Source organism: Streptococcus sp. HMSC061D10, assembly GCF_001808865.1.
Taxonomy (GTDB): domain Bacteria; phylum Bacillota; class Bacilli; order Lactobacillales; family Streptococcaceae; genus Streptococcus.
The window spans coordinates 1-18580 of sequence record NZ_KV794991.1; the positions used below are offsets into that span (position 1 = coordinate 1).

The 18580-nt window shown below is 40.4% G+C and carries 18 protein-coding genes and 1 riboswitch; all 18 genes read right to left on the minus strand.

The genetic code is table 11. From position 1 onward, the window contains the following. Nucleotides 1-208: 208 nt before the first annotated feature. Nucleotides 209-982 carry an NUDIX domain-containing protein gene (locus tag HMPREF2728_RS01080; protein WP_075226818.1) on the minus strand — a complete coding sequence of 258 codons (774 nt, stop codon included), beginning with the start codon at nt 980-982 and terminating at the stop codon, nt 209-211. A gap of 1 nt (nt 983) precedes the next feature. After that, nucleotides 984-1760, minus strand: coding sequence for a nicotinamide riboside transporter PnuC (pnuC, locus tag HMPREF2728_RS01085; RefSeq protein WP_075226819.1), 777 nt, complete (start codon nt 1758-1760; stop codon nt 984-986). 9 nt (nt 1761-1769) lie between these two features. Next, nucleotides 1770-2828, minus strand: a complete 1059-nt coding sequence (locus HMPREF2728_RS01090; RefSeq protein WP_075226820.1) for an AAA family ATPase — start codon at nt 2826-2828, stop codon at nt 1770-1772. A gap of 247 nt (nt 2829-3075) precedes the next feature. Then, a complete protein-coding gene (locus HMPREF2728_RS01095) occupies nt 3076-5508 on the minus strand; it encodes an ATP-dependent Clp protease ATP-binding subunit (RefSeq protein WP_075226821.1) in 2433 nt (810 codons plus the stop codon). Nucleotides 5509-5514: 6 nt separating this feature from the next. Next, nucleotides 5515-5973: a CtsR family transcriptional regulator gene (locus tag HMPREF2728_RS01100; protein ID WP_001211286.1), complete on the minus strand. Its 459-nt coding sequence runs from the start codon at nt 5971-5973 to the stop codon at nt 5515-5517. A gap of 116 nt (nt 5974-6089) precedes the next feature. Then, complete coding sequence (locus HMPREF2728_RS01105; protein WP_075226822.1) at nt 6090-6818, minus strand: ABC transporter ATP-binding protein; 729 nt, start codon at nt 6816-6818, stop codon at nt 6090-6092. Then, nucleotides 6818-7825 carry an ABC transporter substrate-binding protein gene (locus HMPREF2728_RS01110; protein ID WP_075226823.1) on the minus strand — a complete coding sequence of 336 codons (1008 nt, stop codon included), beginning with the start codon at nt 7823-7825 and terminating at the stop codon, nt 6818-6820. The genes HMPREF2728_RS01105 and HMPREF2728_RS01110 overlap by 1 nt, the downstream gene beginning before the upstream one ends. A gap of 36 nt (nt 7826-7861) precedes the next feature. Next, a complete protein-coding gene (locus tag HMPREF2728_RS01115; protein ID WP_016466587.1) occupies nt 7862-8620 on the minus strand; it encodes an ABC transporter permease in 759 nt (252 codons plus the stop codon). Continuing rightward, nucleotides 8583-8873 (minus strand): thiamine-binding protein, encoded by a 291-nt coding sequence (locus HMPREF2728_RS01120; protein ID WP_075226824.1) that lies wholly within the window; start codon nt 8871-8873, stop codon nt 8583-8585. The genes HMPREF2728_RS01115 and HMPREF2728_RS01120 overlap by 38 nt, the downstream gene beginning before the upstream one ends. 75 nt (nt 8874-8948) lie before the next feature. Next, a riboswitch (TPP riboswitch) is annotated at nt 8949-9051 on the minus strand. 107 nt (nt 9052-9158) lie between these two features. Further along, a complete protein-coding gene (gene cls / locus HMPREF2728_RS01125) occupies nt 9159-10691 on the minus strand; it encodes a cardiolipin synthase (RefSeq protein WP_075226825.1) in 1533 nt (510 codons plus the stop codon). A gap of 171 nt (nt 10692-10862) precedes the next feature. Beyond that, nucleotides 10863-11807, minus strand: a complete 945-nt coding sequence (locus HMPREF2728_RS01130; protein ID WP_075226831.1) for a 3-oxoacyl-[acyl-carrier-protein] synthase III C-terminal domain-containing protein — start codon at nt 11805-11807, stop codon at nt 10863-10865. Between the two features lie 14 nt (nt 11808-11821). Further along, nucleotides 11822-13084, minus strand: a complete 1263-nt coding sequence (locus HMPREF2728_RS01135; protein ID WP_075226826.1) for a F390 synthetase-related protein — start codon at nt 13082-13084, stop codon at nt 11822-11824. Then, entirely contained in the window at nt 13062-13877 is an 816-nt protein-coding gene (locus HMPREF2728_RS01140; RefSeq protein WP_075226827.1) for an MBL fold metallo-hydrolase, read from the minus strand. The genes HMPREF2728_RS01135 and HMPREF2728_RS01140 overlap by 23 nt, the downstream gene beginning before the upstream one ends. Then, nucleotides 13852-14832, minus strand: coding sequence for an NAD-dependent epimerase/dehydratase family protein (locus HMPREF2728_RS01145; protein WP_075226828.1), 981 nt, complete (start codon nt 14830-14832; stop codon nt 13852-13854). Before HMPREF2728_RS01145 ends, HMPREF2728_RS01140 begins: the two co-directional genes overlap by 26 nt. Further along, nucleotides 14832-16103, minus strand: coding sequence for a glycosyltransferase (locus HMPREF2728_RS01150; protein ID WP_075226829.1), 1272 nt, complete (start codon nt 16101-16103; stop codon nt 14832-14834). Before HMPREF2728_RS01150 ends, HMPREF2728_RS01145 begins: the two co-directional genes overlap by 1 nt. Nucleotides 16104-16287: 184 nt before the next feature. Next, nucleotides 16288-17439: an iron-containing alcohol dehydrogenase gene (locus HMPREF2728_RS01155; RefSeq protein WP_049503855.1), complete on the minus strand. Its 1152-nt coding sequence runs from the start codon at nt 17437-17439 to the stop codon at nt 16288-16290. A 133-nt stretch (nt 17440-17572) separates the two neighbouring features. Next, the gene (locus tag HMPREF2728_RS01160) at nt 17573-17995 is read right to left on the minus strand and encodes an RbsD/FucU family protein (RefSeq protein ID WP_075226830.1); all 423 of its coding nucleotides are present in this window, start codon (nt 17993-17995) and stop codon (nt 17573-17575) included. After that, on the minus strand, nt 17996-18217 hold the full coding sequence (locus HMPREF2728_RS01165) for a hypothetical protein (protein WP_049503858.1): 222 nt from the start codon (nt 18215-18217) through the stop codon (nt 17996-17998). It abuts the gene before it with no gap. Between the last annotated feature and the right edge of the window lie 363 nt (nt 18218-18580).

The following is an 18580-nucleotide window of genomic DNA, read 5'->3' on the forward strand; positions in this document are numbered from 1 at the left end:
TTCTGTCTAACTTTTGGGGTGCAGTACAAATCCCGACCTCGCTTTTTTATGACTAATAAGTCTTTGACACGATGGCTGAATTGACTTTTGACACAAACTGTATGTTCTCTATTCTCAAGCTCAACCAGTCATCGGATTTATTGAAACATCCCAAGACCAAGACTAGGAAACCGAGACTTGGTCTATCGGTTTCGGTCTCCAAGCTTTTTTATTTCAATCGATAGGTTTTTCTTGGTTTCTTTTTAGGCACTCGTTTGAGTCCGACTTCTTCTACATATTCTCCGTATTTTACGAGAAAGTTATTGCTGACGATTGGACGACCGGGGTTGATAAGATTGACCAGTTCAGTCCCTTCGTAGACAGTGAACTCCTCCTCTAGCAGATAAAGGAAGGTCGGATTCCAGTCGAGACGGCCTTGGATTCGTTTGATGGATTCTTGGATAATGGCATAATGGTCAAAGGCGAAGGCTTGCTCCTCCAACTCTAGTCCCTCAAGGAAGCACTTGCCTGTCTGAAAATCAACATCGACAAAAACCACATCCTTGGCATCATCTCCAGCTTGAACGAGATCAAGTGCGCGGCTAGGTAGATACACCAAATGGGCGATAGTAACCGTCCAGCCCCGCGGATCACGACCTGGAGTAGATACTGTCATCAACTGCTCGATTTTTTCCAAAGGAAGGTCAAGGTTAACCTCCTCTCTCACTTCACGCTGACAAGCATGCCTTGCATCTTCGCTCTTATCCATAAAACCACCGACCAAAGCCAAACAGTTTTGATAAGGATGGGCCTTACGACGGATTAGTAAGAGTTTGATTTTGCCTTCCACAAAGCAATAGGCTACCATATCCACCGTCACGCTTGGTTTTTCATACTGAGGAAGATCCTGTTTGCAGTACCAGTCTAAAAATTCCTTCTCAGTCGCATGAATCTCAAAATATTCTCTTTCTGTCATTCCAGCCGGGATTATCGTTTCAGCCATCTTATCCCTCCTTGACAGCCTTAGTCCATTGGTACCAACCGACTAGACTATTGATGGTGTAGACCCAGTACATCCCTTGGATATGGATGTTTTCACCCCACCAGAGGTAGATACTAAAGAGATTGGTTGCAATCCAGAAAATCCATTGCTCACGGTAAAGACGTGTCATCAAGAGCTGACCAACACCATTGGTCGCATCGGTAACACTATCGCGGAAAGGGCGAGCACTATGGATACTTTGATAAGCCAAGCCCATACCAATCCAAATGATAGCAGTCAAGGCTAAGTACTTGAGCCAGTCAAGCACAGATAATTTCTTGGCTTCAAAGTGAGATTCTTCTGGTCTTCCTTGTTCATTGATCCGATTAGACAACCAAGTATAGAGACCAATAGGCTGCATGACAAAGAAATAAACTGTTGTCAAAACTTCACCGTAGAAAGTCGCATTCATAGCTAGGACCAAATAGATTGCAGAGTTAATAGCACCAAAAAGGTAGTTACTAGATCGACCTTCAGCAACCAAGATAACGCAGACAATCCCTGTCCAAGAGGCTAAGAGACCAACCCAGTCATGACTTTCTGTGTTTTGTGTAAACTCCAGAATAAGAGGAACACTCGATAAAACAATCAAATAGAGCCACTGGAAAAGACTACGGCCCACAAAGAGGTCTTTCCAAAGCAAACGCATAACTCCTGCAAAACCAATTTTACGAGCTTCTGCGTGAACATTTTTAAAGTTTTCAATAAATCGTGTGATTTTTTCAGTTATTTTTTTCATTTTCTTCTCCTAATCTGCTTGGTAAATGGCATCAATAGCTACTTTTGCTGCTTCATAATTTCCTAGATAGTCATCAGCTAGATAAACATGAGGGATATTGGCTAGATATTGCTCCCTCATCATATCCAAATGCTGAGAAAAACTGTGACGGATATGGTCTTCTGCCATGGTCATGTCGCGAAAACCATCATTGACATAAGAGCCAATAGGTTGCACAAAGAGGATTAAATCCCACTTTTCCTTGGCTAAGATGGAAACAAAGAGATTATCAAAGGTCTCTACGGACAAGTCCTCCTGCTCTTCGCTTTCCATGTAGTAATCGTAGTAGCCCTTGGTTACCAATGAGTTGGTATCTGCAATGACCAGGCCTCGATTGGCATTGCTATCGATTAACTTGGAAGTTTGGTCATATTGGCCCAAAAGAAGGTAATAATAATCTTTTGGGGTAAGCTCATCATCTCGGACATTATTTTTTATCTGATATTCACGAGCATACTCCAGACTGACTGGCGCATCATAAAAGCGAGCTAAATCCTTGGCTAGAGTTGTTTTCCCATTACTAGCACTTCCCATAATCAACACTTTTTTCGTAAACTGACGGCGGAAAGGTTGAGCAATGTATTTCCAATATTTGCTTGGATTTTCTCGAATCATAGTAGCCGAAATTCCAAATTTTCTTTCCTGTAGGACAGTCTCGAAACCACGTTCTGACAATTCTTGTTGGTATTCGGATTCTCCTACAAAAAAGATGAGCTCCTGACCAGTCTGGTCGTAGGAAATGGCCTGCAACATCTGATCCAACCACTCCTGCCAGCCCATTGGATAGCGTGGAATATTGGTTTCGTCAAGTTTACAAACAGAGGTCAACTCATCATCTCGAAATGCTTCACGAATATAGCGAAACCTCTTTTGTAGTGTAAGTCCAACCTGTTCACCACGATCTCCCTTATAACCTGAAACTACCACCCATACAGCATCGCATTGTCGTTTTGCTCTTTGGATTAAATCAATATGTCCCTGATGCAAGGGAGCAAAGGTTCCAAAAACCACTGCTATCTTTTTTTTCATGTCTTTCCAACCTTTTTATAACTTTTTATATTTTATATCATACTACTCCTTCTATTGTTTGTCAACACTTTTTTATTATTTTTTATAAAAACATTTCTTAATTATAAGATTTTTTTCTTGATATACAAAACTTGATCAGTAGAAATTCGTTTTTGAAATCCTTAAAATAAATCCACAATCCAAGTAGCTATTTGGGCAACAACTTTTCAAAAAAGAGGCTGAAACAATCTGTTCCAACCTCACATTTTTAAACAATCTCAAATTTTAATTGACCAGCTTTGACACCAATCTTCAGAGTCTTGCCAGCTTCCAATTCACCTTTAAGGAGAAGCTCTGCAAGTTTGTCTTCCACTTCCGTTTGTAGGGTTCTACGAAGTGGACGAGCCCCCATCTCTGGATCATAGCCTTGCTGAGCTAGAAGTTTAAGGGCAGATGCTTGGAGTTTCAAGTCAATTCCTTTTTCTGCAAGACTAGCAATCAATGGTTTGACCATAATCTTAACTACTTCTTGCATATCTTGACTTGACAAGCTATGGAAGACTACCTTCTCATCAATACGATTGATAAACTCTGGACGATAAGCCTTTTTCAACTCCTCAAACATACGTTTTTCCATATTTTCTTGGTCAAAGCGAATGTCCTTAGCTCCAAAACCAACTGTCTTGTCATCACGAAGCGCTGTCGCACCAAGGTTTGAAGTCATGATGATAATGGTATTGGAGAAGTCAACCTTACGACCTTTACTATCTGTCAAGACACCATCATCCAAGACTTGCAAGAGCACGTTAAAGATGTCTGGGTGAGCCTTTTCTACCTCGTCAAAGAGCAAGACTGAGTATGGTTTGTTGCGAACCTTCTCAGTCAACTCCCCGCCTTCTTCATAACCTACATAACCTGGAGGAGCTCCATTGAGACGACTGGCTGCAAATTTCTCCATATATTCACTCATGTCAAAGCGGATAAGAGCAGACTCATCATCAAAGAGAACTTCCGCCAAGGCCTTGGCCAACTCGGTCTTACCAACACCTGTTGGTCCTAGGAACATAAAGGAGCCAATTGGACGTTTGTTATTGCGAATACCCGATTGATTTCGGCGAATGGCACGACTGATACTAGATACAGCTTGTTCCTGTCCGATAACACGTTTATGCAGTTCAGCTTCAAGATTGAGATACTTCTTGGCATCTGTTTGGGTCAATTTTTGAACTGGAATACCTGACAAGCGACTCAAGGTGGTCAAAATATCTGATTCTGTCACCAAGTCTTTATAAACAGGTACTTCCTGCTCTTTTGCAATGAGTTGAGCAGCTTGCTTCCATTTACCATCCATCAAGGCCTTATCAGCTGGTGTTAAACCTGACTCATCTTGTTTAGCGTGTTTCGATTTATTTTGCACTGTTGCAGCTGCTTCATCCAAAAGATCGATTGCTGAGTCTGGCAAATAACGACTCGTCAAATAACGATGTGCCATTTTGACAGCTGTTTCGACTGCATCGTCTGTAATTTGGACATGGTGGTGTTTCTCGTAAGTTGCTTTCAAGCCCTGCAAAATAGCCATACTATCTGCTAAACTTGGCTCCTCAATCATCACTTTTGCAAAGCGACGAGAAAGGGCTGCGTCTTTTTCGATGTGCTTTTGATACTCTTCCTGAGTGGTCGCACCGACAGTTCTCAGAGTTCCACGTGCCAAGGCAGGTTTCAAGATATTGGCCGCATCCAAGGTCGAATCGATACCACTTCCTGACCCCATAATGGTATGAAGCTCATCGATAAAGAGGATGACCTTTCCATCTTCCTCAATATCTTTGATGATATTGTTCATACGTTCTTCAAAGTCACCACGGAAACGAGTCCCCGCAACCACATTCATCAAATCAAGCTCTAGAACTCGCATCTTAGCCATTTCATCAGGTACATCCCCGTTGGCAATACGTTGCGCAAGACCAAGTGCTAGAGCTGTTTTACCGACACCTGCATCTCCAACTAGGACTGGATTATTTTTTGTCTTACGGCTCAAGATTTGAATCATACGAGAGATTTCTTGGTCGCGCCCGATGACTGGTTCCAATTTACCCGAACGAGCTTGCTCCGTAAGGTCATGCGTATAATCTTCCAAACCTCCACTTGGTGTCTGAGGCATACCCATCATATTAGCCATGGAATTTTGCTTATCCGCTACCGTACGATGACGCTGGCGAAGGGCCTTCAAATCTTCTCTAGTCCAACCAGCACGCGCTTCAAGACTTCGACGAAGTCCAGCAATCTTGACCTGATCCTTCTGATCTTCGTAAGAAAATCCCGCTTTTTCTAAAATGCGAGTAGCTAAGGCATTGCCATCATGTAAGATAGCATAAAGAACATGCTCTGTTCCCAATACCTTGGCATGTACGACAGATGCAACGTGCTCTGCTTCCAACAACAATACTTTCAACCGGTGTGAAAAAGGAAGCTCCTGATAATGTTCCTGATCGCTATACTTTGTTTCAGTTAGCTCTACAGCAACTTCCTCCAGACGATCAATCTCATATGGAAATTCATTTAAAGTCGCCCCAGCCACACTGTAACCATGATTGGCCATAGCAATCAATAGGTGCCATGACTCTAGGTATTCTGCCCCAAAATGACTGGCGACCAGAAAGGCACTTTCTATACATTCTCTCAATGCTTTTGAATATTTCATTTAGTTCTATTTTCCTTTTCTATCTACCTCTTGTAATAACTGACGGAGCATATTGGCACGGATAAGATTGGCATCATCGCCTAAAACTCGGTCTGTCGCCATTGCTAATAATAGATTCATCTCCTGACGAGTCACCAAATCCTGCTCAAACAAGAGTCTTAAAACATCTTCAAAGATAGCTAGGCTAACTTCTTCACCTACCGAATACAGTAAATCGCGGAGCATTTCATGGTGGTTTGAGAATTCAATCCGACCAATGCGAATATAACCGCCACCTCCCCGCTTACTTTCAACTAAATAACCTCTGCTTTCAGTAAATCGAGTCTTAATCACATAGTTGATCTGGCTAGGCACGACTTGAAAGGTATCCGCTAATTGGCTTCGTTGCAATTCAACCATACCCGACTGCTCCAAAATCGCCTTGATATAGGCCTCTATATGGTCTGATGTATTTTTAAATCTCATAGAACGCCACCTCTTTCTTTGAACCTTGACTATCTTTGACTATTATACCGAATTTTTCGATTTTTTAAAAGAAAAAGGGGCTGGTAATGAAGAATCCTCACCAACTCCCTATTTTTCTACTTATCTAAGCCTAATTCTGCCAAGATTTGCCGTTTATAGGCAATTTTTTGAACTTCCTTGTCTTCGCCTTCAGACCAGTCGAGTTTGACTTCAGAAACAATCTGCCCAGGCCTATTTTTCAAGATATAGATACGGTCACTAAGATTGAGGGCCTCCTCGATACTATGCGTAATGATGAGTGTTGTCAGGCCTAGCTGTTTATGAATCTCCAAATACCAGGCGTGGAGCTCCATCTTAGTCATCTCATCCAAGGCACTAAAGGCCTCATCTAGAAGAAAGAGCTTATGTCCAAAAAGATAGGTACGAAGTAAGGCCACACGCTGGCGCATCCCACCACTAAGCTCATGAGGATACTTGTCCCGTATTGCCGTCAACTGAAAGGTAGCAAGGATTTCATCTGCTTTCGCAACAGCTTCTACCTTATCCACCTTTTGAATCAAGAGGGGCAGGATGATATTGCCAAGTACCGTCTTGTGTTCCAAGAGCAGATCCTTTTGTAGCATATAGCTCACGCGCCCCTTGGGATTTTCCTCCCCATCAAGCACAATTCTACCTGACTGGACTTCTAAAATCCCTGCAATCAGGTTAAAGAGAGTAGTCTTTCCTACACCACTGGGGCCTAGGATAGAGACAACTTCACCTGAAGTCACTTGTAGGTTAATATCCTCTAAAATCTTTTCATCATCGTAGGCGTAGCTTACGTGTTCTAGTCTAATTTCTGTCATTATTTTACAAATTCGTTGGTAAATCCTTTATCAGTCAAGTCTTCCTTGAGGATTCCATTTTCTTTATCCCATTTGTAGAAGGCATTCCAGCGATCCGCATCAAATTGTCCCCATTTTTCCTTGTCGCTTGCATATTCTTTTGACAAGTATTTTTGAGATTCGATGACGAAATCACGTTTATCCTTTAACTCAGGGGCATTCTTGATCAAGATATCAGCCGCTTCTTCTGGGTGATCCATAGCGTATTGGTAACCTTTTTTAATAGCTTGGATGACTTTACGAGCTTCTTCCTTATTATCTTTCAAATAATCATTGTTTGCGATGATAACTGGTGAGTAGTAGTCAAACTCTTTGACGTAGTCTTTCAAATACATAAAGTTGGCATCCACTCCTTGCGATTTAGCAAGAATACCGTCCCAACCATAGTAAATCCAGGCAGCATCAAAAACGCCATTGGCAATCGGTGTGATCGAGTTCGAGTCGTTGTTTGGTACTTTTTCAACCTTCTCAAAGTCTCCACCTTGAGATTCTACCAATGTTTTCAACATCGCAAGCTCAGTTGGGTCATTCCAGGTTCCATATTTCTTCCCAACCAAGTCTTTAGGACTATTGATATTGTCAGACTTACGAGAGATAATTCCTGATGTATTGTGCTCAACGATAGCTGCAACGGCAGTAATACCTGCTCCTTTTTCCAATTTCTTAGCCATGTAATCTTGGAAATAGACTGCAAATGGTGCCTTACCATTGATAACCAAGTCTGATGAACTTTCTTCTGGCGGTAATTTCAAATCAACATCCACTCCAGCTTCCTTGAAATAACCTTTTTCTTTGGCTACATAAAGCCCTGTGTGGTTGGTATTTGGTGTCCAGTCTAGGATAAAGTCAATTTTTTTGAGTTCTGCTTCTTTGTTATCTTTAGAAGCAGTTCCTTGCCCACAAGCCACAAGCACAACAGCTAGAAGAGCTGTTACAATCGTTAAAAATACCTTCCATGTATTCTTCATTTTTATTTCCTCTTTTCTTTTTCTAAAACGCTCTATTTAGGTACGTTTCCATTTAATCACATATTTTTCACTGATATCGACTAATTTCATACCCAGCAGGCTGATCAGCGATACCAAAATAATAATGGCAAACATGGTATCATACTGAAACAATTTTTTAGACTGAATCATGTAAACACCTAGTCCTTCAAAGCCTCCCAACCACTCAGATACCACTGTTGTGATAAAGGCGTAGGAAACACTGACCCTAAGCCCTGCATAAAAGTAAGGCAGGCTGACAGGGATTTTAAAATGCCACAGGATTTGCCAAGGATTGGCTCGCATCAGACTAAATAAGGTCAGCATATCCTTGTCACAATGCCTAAAACCATCTAGAATACTGACGATAATAGGGAAGGTTGTCGTCAAGATAATCAAGACAATCTTGGGCAAAATTCCATAACCCAACCATAAAACTAGGATAGGGGCTATGGCAATTGTCGGTATGGTCTGGACAACCACCATCATGGGGTAAATCAGGTCATTGAGCCAGCCCAAACTATCCATAAGAACAGCCATGATACAGGCAATCAAGACACCCAAGACCAAACCTAATAAGGCTACTCTCAATGTTGCCCAACTATGGTACCAGAGGAATTCTCTGTCACGAACAAAAGACTGGAGAATCTCAAGTGGTGTCGGCAGGATAAACTTTGGTAAGAGTTTTAAGAATCCCGCCACCTGCCAAACGGATAAGACACCTAAAAATCCTAGCAGACTAATATGTCGTCTCATTATACTTTTCAAGTTTCTCATCGATGCTTAAAATCTCTCCTATATTTATTTTCACATTGGCAAAAACATTGTCTGCTCCTTGGCCCGCTACTTCTAACGCTTCTTTGAGAATGCGCATAAGCTCATCAAACTCCCCCTCCAAGACCGTTTCAAAGGGTGTCACCACCATGGTCACTTCTTGAGCTTGCAGATAAGCAATGACCTTATCAATTACAGCTATGCGGTCAATCCCCTGTGACAGGGGCAGGACTTGTAAAGCAATGCTTGCTTTCATTCAAACCTCCTTTTAATTTACAGTTTTTCTTTATGAAAAAAGAAAAACCTCTTTCATATATGAAAAAGGTGCAGAATTAGGCCAAGTATCGTTCCCTACGCTGGCATTACCCAGATCAGGTGCGGTCGAAGTTTAACACTTCCTCTCAGACTGTACACAGACTCCCATATATTATATGGACATATGATAACGCAAAACAAACAAGATGTCAAGGAAACTGCTTACAGAAAAAGAGACGGCAAACCTTCTCTTTCTCTAATTATACAGATGAACTAGCTCTTTCAATTAAAGCATAGGGGCGAATAACTGAGCTACTTCTTTGATTAATGTTTGATACCAAGTAGGCTTGATTGTTCCAGGAAAAATTTCTTGCGACTCTTCAAAAATTTCTTCAAAATCATTGCGAATAGTTGCAATGGATGGTGTTTCATACAATAAAACTGCATTTTCATAGTGGTGAACCAAGCTGCGATAATCAAGGTTTATGGTTCCAACAACCGCAAATCTATCATCAACAATCATTTGCTTACTATGGATAAAACCAGGAGTATACTCATAGATACGTACACCAGCAGATAAAAGATCAGGATAAGACCCTCTAGTTACTAACTGGATGAGCTTTTTATCTGGGATAAATGGAGTTATAATTCTCACATCTACACCTCGCATGGCTGCATTTTTTATATCCTCTGTCAAATCATAATCGATAATGAGATAAGGCGTGGTGATATAGACAAAATCTTCCGCTTGATTAATCAGATTTTGATAGACGATTTTACCCACCTTCATTTTATAGATAGGCTTAGGCCCACTTCCATACGGGATACAAAGACCACCTCCTGGTCGTGTCTGATTTTCCAAATGATACTGATCAAAGTCACTAATTTCTCCACGGTTGATGTACCAGTTCATGAGAAATAGTCTGGTAAAGGCTTGAGTCGCCGGACCATCTATCCGAATCCCACTATCTTTCCAGTGTCCAAAACGTTCAATCTGATTGATATATTCGTCTGCAAGATTAATCCCGCCAGTATAGGCAATCTGCCCATCAATGACCAAAATCTTACGGTGGTCACGGTTATTGTAGGCCACTGTCATACGAGGAATCACCTTATTAAACTTATGAGCATCAATCCCTTTAGAACGCAAATGAACGGTATAATCCCCAGGCAAGGTCACCATACAACCAATATCATCGTAGAGCATCTTGACCTCGACTCCCTGAGCAGCTTTTTCTTCAAGTATTTCAAGCATACTATCCCACATCAAACCTTCGTCAACAATGTAGTATTCTAGAAAAATAAATTTTTCAGCCCTCTTCAAATCCTCGAGCATCTGTTGCCACATTTCTTCTCCATTAGCAAAGAATTGTGAGTCTGTATGGTCATAAACCTCTGCATTACTATCCATATGTAACAAGGCATTGATAATACCGTAGGCAGATTTATCAGTTTCTTGTAGGATCTGATGAAGACTATGCTCTCGCTTTTCATGAGATGCAATAGAACGAAGTTCCTGCAGTTGTTTAAATTCCTTTTTTGATAACCGACGCTCACCAAACATGATATAAAGTAAGGGACCAAAAACAGGGACAAAAGTGACAATCAACCAAGTCACCTTGCTCTCAGGAGACATGGAACGATTAACAATGGCTAAAACAGTTGCCACACTGACAAGAAATACAAGAGTAACCCAAACAAATGGAGCAATCTGACTCATGTAAAGAATGACTGCAAAAACTACAAACAATTCTATCAGAATTATCGCAATGCTAAAACCATACTTGGACATCAATAGTCGCAATTTTCTAGTTCTCATAACTCCCTCTCAATTTCTAAGTCTACTCCCTAATTTAACGTCTGAAAACGCTTGTTACCTTCTAGTATACTTAGTTTCATAAAACTTATCAAGCTTTTTCTGTATAGGCCGATAGTTCTACGTTTAAAATTAATTTAAAAAGCAGGCCACTTATATGTGCCTGCTATTATTTTACAATTTCAAAGCCAACATATTGACCGTCATACCAGCTGCAGTTCCCATCAAGAAGATGGTATCTCCTTCTTTTACATAGCCATGATCGAGTGCATAGGCCAAACCAAAAGGTACAGCAACGGAGACCATATTCCCATAATCCGTAACGAGATTAAGGTACTTGTCTTCATCTACACCCAGTTTTCCCATGACCAAAGGAAGAGCGCGACTAGCTTGGTGTGGAATAATATAGTCTACAGCATCTTTAGAAACACCTGATTTCTCTTGGAATTCTTGGAACATTTCTGGAATGACACGAGCAGAAAGCAAGAGGATTTTCTTCCCTTTCATATCAAACATGAAATTGGTCTTCGTTTCTTCAGAGTACTCTTTTGGTTGATAAGAAGTCAGACCTCCACGGATTTCAGTATCGTGGGCTCCCTCCGACCAAGTACGCTGAAGGCTTGCTATCACTCCCTTATCCTTGTCACTTGCTTGGAAAATAAAGGCTACTGCCCCATCACTAAAAAGTTCAAAACTTTCTTTTTGCTTTGGATTAAGACCCAAGCTACCAACTTCACTAGATACAATCAAAACACGACGGTATTCCCCAGCTTCAATCAAATGTGACATGGTTGATAAAGCAGAGATAAAACTTGTACAAGTCGTATTGATATCCATAGCTGGGATGGAGAGCCCTTTTGCCACACGTTCATGAATCAAAGCTGCCGTACAAGGAATCGGCTGAACACCAACCGCACTAGCTGATACCAGACAATCAATGTCTTTCATACTCAAATTTGCATTTTCAAGTGCAGCTTGGATAGCTGCTTCTGCCAAATCTAGCTGGGTTTCTTCATTTTCAACCACACGATAACGGGTCTGGTCTTTAAATTGCACCGTATTTTTTGGAAGGCATACTCCATAGCCTGCGATTTCTACATGCCTTTTTACTTCTGTCATATTTTTTTGTCCTTTCATAAACGTTGGATACGTTTGAGCTTACGACTTGTATCCCAGTGATAATCAGAAAATTGTATTTCAGGTTCTTTAAACTCTTTTTGTTGCGCCAAGAGTTGGAACTGCTCTGTAATCGCTGTTTCAACTTGCTCATCCCTTTGACTCAGACAGACTTCCACTAACTTCTCAGAATGTTGTTTGACTTGATAATCTCCAACATTCTCCACAAAGAGAATGCAACGTCTGATAAAGTCCGGATAAATCGTGACCCGACCTCCATCCTGCCCTTCAAAGTAGAAGATATCATCAGAACGCCCTTCGACCTTGTCAATCCTTGTGTAATGGGAGCCACATGGGCAAGGATTAGGATTTTCAACTAAAATATCATTGAGCTGGTAGCGATAAACAGGCTGACTGCTTCGCTTAAAGTCCGTAATCACTGGATAAAAACGCTGTTCATCCAAGTAGTGTTTTTCTACAAAAATGATATCTTCATTGAGATGAAGATTGCCAGCAGAGCAAGTACAAGCTAGAAAACCTTCCGTTGCCTGGTAGACTTGGTCAATAATCGGCAACTCAAAAGCGCTCAAAATTCGCTCTTTATCACTATCTTCCAAGATTTCAGCCACCGAAACGATTTTTTGTGGGTGAATGACTAACTCTCCATCTTTTAGACGCTTGCTCAATTCAATCAACATAGAAGCAGGCGCCACTATAATAGTCGGTTGATAATTGTTGAGACGCTCGATATGCTCATCTGTATTCTTGAAAATATCAAAGTATTCTAAACGAATGAGCGCCGTATTGATGGTCTGATAGAGTTCATTATCCGCCCTCAGGAAAAAGGCTATGCGGTGCCCAAAAAGTTGGCCCTTGGGCAACATCTTTGCCAAGATAGCTGCTGCCCACATACTTCGCTCTTTTTCGGTTGTGATAAAGAGTCCCCGATGCCCGGACGTTCCTGAGGACAAACCGACAGCTATTTCTCCTTTAAGCTCTGTAAAATTTCGAGTCTTTTCACTTTCGATAGCCAAAGCCAAGGCCTCGTCTCGATCCACTCCTTGGGTGTTGAGCTCATTGAAATGACTCATCATAAAAGCCTTGTCCATGTGGTCAAAGTCACTAGGTACACCATTTTTAAAATAAGGTGACTCACGTTTGAGAAAGTCCATATAGGCAGCCAGTTGCTTTTTCTGATAGTTTTCTAATGCTTCTCGAGATCTAAAGTTATGAAGCCAGCGAGTTTGGATAAAAGTTTTAAGAAAGGTTATTTTTTTCATACAAGATCCGCTCAATCCTTTCTACAGGGTCATGGCTAACTAGCACTTCTATTCCATCCTTTAAAACCTCTTCCAAAAGCTCCGTTCCTTTGATATAGTCAGCCTTACTATCTTGCACCAAGGAAGGAATCAGATGCATCTGTTTGGTGTAAGGTAAAAGGTCAATTCCCCAACAAAGATCTGCTGCAATAAAGAGATGATAATCTGGAATAAAGAGACAAGCTTGCCCCTTGGCATGCCCATCTATCGAAGCTACAAGGATGCTGCCGTCTCCAAAAAGATCGATGGTAGGGCGATACTTAAAGTTAGCATTTTGCTGATCCGCCTTAATAACAGTCAACCTTTCCTCAAAAGTAGTCGGCAAAAATTCTTTAAAAATTAAATCTTTTAGTTTTGGTTTCTTATAAACATCATAGACTTCCTGGGTCAGGATAAAGTTTGCATTCGGAAAGAAGCTAGCCCCTCCCAAATGATCTGGATGTAGATGAGACAACAAGACATAGTTAATTTCTTCTGGCTTGATCCCTTTATCTTTTATCAAATGTAAAATCTGATCCTTGTCCGTCATTTGAACAGGCGTTCCTAAACGATACAAGCCATAACGAAGTTTCCTCTTAATATCATAGTGATAACCAGTATCATAAAGCAGATAACCCTTTTCTCTATGCTTAATTAAAAAGACACCTGCTGGGAAAATCATCTTTCTATTTTTGACCCCCTTAAATAGCAAACCGGCATAACTAGTACAATATCCCGCTGGGAAATACTCAATGCTTTCGATAATCTTGGACATATTGTTCAATCCCTTCTGAAATACTAATTTTCGGATGATACCCCAATTCCCTCTCGGCCTTGCTAATATCCAGCGTTTGACTATAGCGAAGCAGATAATAGGTATATCGAGTTAGAGGTGGTTCCCCTTTAAGGTTCAAGGTCTTGTATATAAATTCTAAACTACTTGCAATTCCTGATAAGAGAGATGCTGGAATTTTTCTATATTTGATTGGATAACCCAGACCTGTCAAACTTTCCTCTAGCAAATCTCTAAAAGCCCTCGGTTCACCATTAGTAATGTTATAAACCTCACCTTTAGCTTCTGGAGCTTCTATTGCCAAACGGATTGCCAGAGCAACATTTTCCACACAAGTCATGTCCATGAGCTGACGCCCATCCCCAATCAAAGGAATTCCTATTTTTTGACTAAGATTGATCACACGTGGCAAAATACTGGTATCCCCAACCCCAAAAAGTCCCCGAGGTCTCAAGATGATACTCGGAACATCTGGATAATCTTTAAAGAGTTTCTCCGAAGCCAATTTACTACGGATATAGTTATTGAGATTATTTTCCTCTGGAGCATCACTTTCTTTGATAGCCAACTGATCCTTAGGAGCAGCATAGATGCTTGGTGAGGATACATAGACTAAACGTTGAATACCTGTTTGGCGACATGCCTCTAGAACATATTTAGTTCCTAAAACATTAGCCTGATAAAAATCTTCCCAAGGGCCCCAAACTGTTGACAGGGCTCCCGCATGAACGACCATATCCATTTCCTTGAAAGCCTCTAGCACATCCTCAGCTTTGGTCAAATCACCTTGAAAAAAACTGACCGAAGAATTTTCCAAGGAGCGACCTACCTTACTGTTTCTACCAAAAGCTCGCACTTGGTAACCATGCTCAACTAGTTCTTTAACAACATATTTTCCAAGAAAACCAGTGGCTCCTGTAACTAATACTTTTTTCATCACTCTTTCTCCTTAGTTGCTAACAGGCGGTGGATTTCACCTTCCAATATTTCTGTCGGATGATAAGATTGTGCGACTTGGCGGAGATTCTCCAATTCTGTCCAATTTTCTTTAGCCAATAGCCTATCAAAGGCCTGCCCAATCTCCTTGCTATTATCTCTTTTAGCTGTATAAGCAACACCCGCTTCCACACCCCGAACGGCATAATCAAATTGATCATAATCATGAGGCAATATCAAAGCAGGTTTGCCATAAATAATGCACTGATAAAAGATACCTGCTCCACCATGATGAATGACATAGTCCATCAGAGGAATGTATTCCTTGTAAGGAAGATAAGAAACAACGGAAAGATTCTCCATAAGATTCTCACACTTGAAAGGTTGTCCACCAACTCCACGAGTTACAAAAAAGTGACAATCAGGATGAGCTTTTGCAAGTTGCGTAGCTTGATAAATAAGATTTTCTTTGGCCCAAGCTAGTTGTGTCCCACAAGTTACCAAAACCTTCTTGCGATTAGGAAAAGCCGATAAATCTAAAGGATAATCCTCTACAGCCTCAACAGAAGCGCCAAAAGGTCCTACCCAGCAATAGTGCTCTGGAAATCCTTTCTTCAACTCCACTTCTTTCATCCCAATACCTAAGATAGAATAGGGAGAATAAATAGTTTCTTGGCCTTTCTGATTGTAAAGTTTAAAATGATAACGCCTTAAACGGTCTCGTAATAAAAAAGTTACTATCCGTTTCCCCAAATGAGTTATTTTTCTTGCAAGAAACTGTTGTAAAACCTGCCAGCTATTCTGGGGAATCCCCATTCCTCCAAAGAAACAAGGAGGTCCATCTGTCGTTTCAATCGCAAACTGGGTCGCCATAGTTGTTATCCACGGAATCCCCATCTGCTCAGCTACAAGTCCACCAGATAGTGTGATAAAGTCCACTATGGCAATATCCGGACGATGATTTGTCCATTCTTGGATTAATTGGTCCGAAACTAGGTTTATCAAATCAAGACTAGCAGACAACTGCCGATAGGCTGAAAAAATTCCTAACTGCTCCTTATTGTTGGCAGCTTTTTCAAATTCCTTTACGTGTCCTTCTAAAATGGGAAGAACTTGAAAACCAACCGCCTCTGCAACAGCCTTTTTCTGGGGACCTGTAAATAAACGTATTTCATACTGAGGATTTTGTAATAGTGGTGCAAGTAAATTCATGGTAGGATAGAGATGCCCACTTAAGGGAACAGCCACTACATCAATTTTGATTTTCTTCATAATCCTAGCATATCAAATTTTCCAAAAAAGAACTATCACAAGGATAGTTCTTCTTAAATATTATTGGTTTTAAATCATAGGAATAGTATTTGATTCCCTAATACATTATTTGAATATTCGGGAGGAATTCGTAATGTAAGAATCTTAAATTTACTATCCCTAAAAAATTCTAAAGTAACTTTGCTTAGAATAATTCCTTATAGAAAGCAATAGTTTCTTCCAAAGTTGGCATGAATGGATTACCTGGTGCACAGGCATCAATCAAGGCATTCTTAGAAAGGTATTCAAAGTCAAAGTCTTTTTCTTCGATGCCAAGTTCTGTCAATTTCTTAGGAATACCGACAGTTTCAGAAAGTTTTTCAATTTCAGAAATAGCATAAGCCGCACATTCCTCATCTGATTTTCCTTCAATTTGCATTCCCAAGGCCTTAGCAACATTACGGAAGGCTACAGGTACACGTTTGGCATTTTCACGCTCAACGACTGGCAAAAGCATAGCACAGCAAACGCCATGAGGCAAGTTATAGACAGCACCCAATTGGTGAGCCATTGAGTGAACATAGCCGAGTCCAGCATTGTTAAAGCTCATTCCTCCAAGGAAGATAGCATTAACCATACCTTCACGAGCTTCGATGTCGTGTCCGTTTTCTACTGCACGTGGAAGATATTCTTTGATCAGCTCGATAGCTCCGATAGAGAGTTTCTTAGTCACATCATAAGCACCTGGTGTTACCAAAGCTTCAACAGCATGAGTAAGAGCATCCATACCAGTAGCAGCAGTCAAAGCTTGAGGTTTTGAAACCATCAATTCAGGGTCATTAACAGAGATAAGAGCAAGACTGTTCTTATCAACCATTACCATTTTAACCTTACGTTCTTCGTCAGTGATAACGTAGTTGATAGTAATTTCTGCTGATGTACCTGCAGTAGTATTGATAGCTACAACAGGAAGGCCTTTTTGAGCAGACTTATGCAAACCTTCATAATCCTGTGGCTTACCGCCATTAGTAGCGATTACAGAAATACAGCTAGCTGCATCCTGTGGAGAGCCACCACCGACAGAGATGATAAAGTCACAGTTATGCTCTTTCAAAGCAGCGACCCCATCCATGACATTTTTACAAGTAGGGTTCGGTTCAACATCACTAAAGATAACGTAAGCAATCCCTTCATCATCTAAAGGTTTTAAAATTTTTGGCAAGATATCACTTGATTCGATATACTTATCTGTCACCAAAAGAGCCTTAGTATAGCCCAACTCCTTAACATAAGGACCAACTTCATTTACCACACCTTTACCAATAAGGTTGACTGCTGGAACGTAAAATGTTGCCATATTTTTTCCTCCTTGCGTTTTTCACGCTTTATATTTAGATTAATTATATAATATATTTTCAAATATTTGTGATTTTTTTAACAAATAAATCGCAAAGGAAGGGAGTGGGAAGCCCCACATCCCCCTTATTTTTTTACAAAACGCCTTTTTTCAGGATAATATTTCCATAAAGAGCACTTTCTCCAGTTTGAATCACTAAATAAGCTTTCTCTGCCTGATCGTAAAATTCAAAACGTTCAAACTCTTTGATAGATGCACCAGTATGATACTTGCCTAGTAAGGTTTTATATTCATCCCAAATAACTGGAATCGTTGGATCTCCTGGTACAACCTGCATAAGGCCTGCTTGACAGTCACTGTATGTATCGAGAGATAGTAGTTGCAAAATAGCATCCAAAATCACAGGAACTCCATGACCATCACAACGAACAACGCGTTGTCCGATCATGTGAGCTGGGAAATTTGCATCAGCTATCACTAGCTCATCTCCATGTTCCATCTCCATTAGATACTTAACTAGCTCTGGGCTAATAATTTTAGGAATATTCTTTAACATTTACTCCCCCTTCTCTACTAATGACTTGAAAAACTGTTGACTAGTTTCGACATTATCCAAATCTTCTACTGCATAACTTTTCAGTAATTCTGATTGTCGAATGAGGTTTTGTGCTTCCTCTCTTGATTGAACAATTCCCAAAGTCAACAATTGAGACAAAACATTTATGCGAGATTCTTTGGTAAGACTATAATTAAAACTAAAGTATATAATTCCTTTCATACTAAAACGAGTATTTAACAAGATACATATTTTTTCCTTATATAAAAATCACCGATTCAACCCATTATGATTGAATCGGTGATATATTTTATTTCTTACTAAAATTTTATGTTCCTAATACAGTTAAGGACTATTCCAGGGTTAATAATACGACAAAAATAGAGTCCATAATTCAAAAAGTTGTTTTATCCACTGTTAAATATCAAAAAGGAGAGGACCCGATTAAACACTTTCAAATTGAAATTCTTTCATCATTCTACAGCAGTTGACACAGTGAAAAAGATTCATAACAAATAAAAAAAGAACAACTAGTGTTCTTACTCAAGTAAATTTATCGGGAAGACAGGATTCGAACCTGCGACA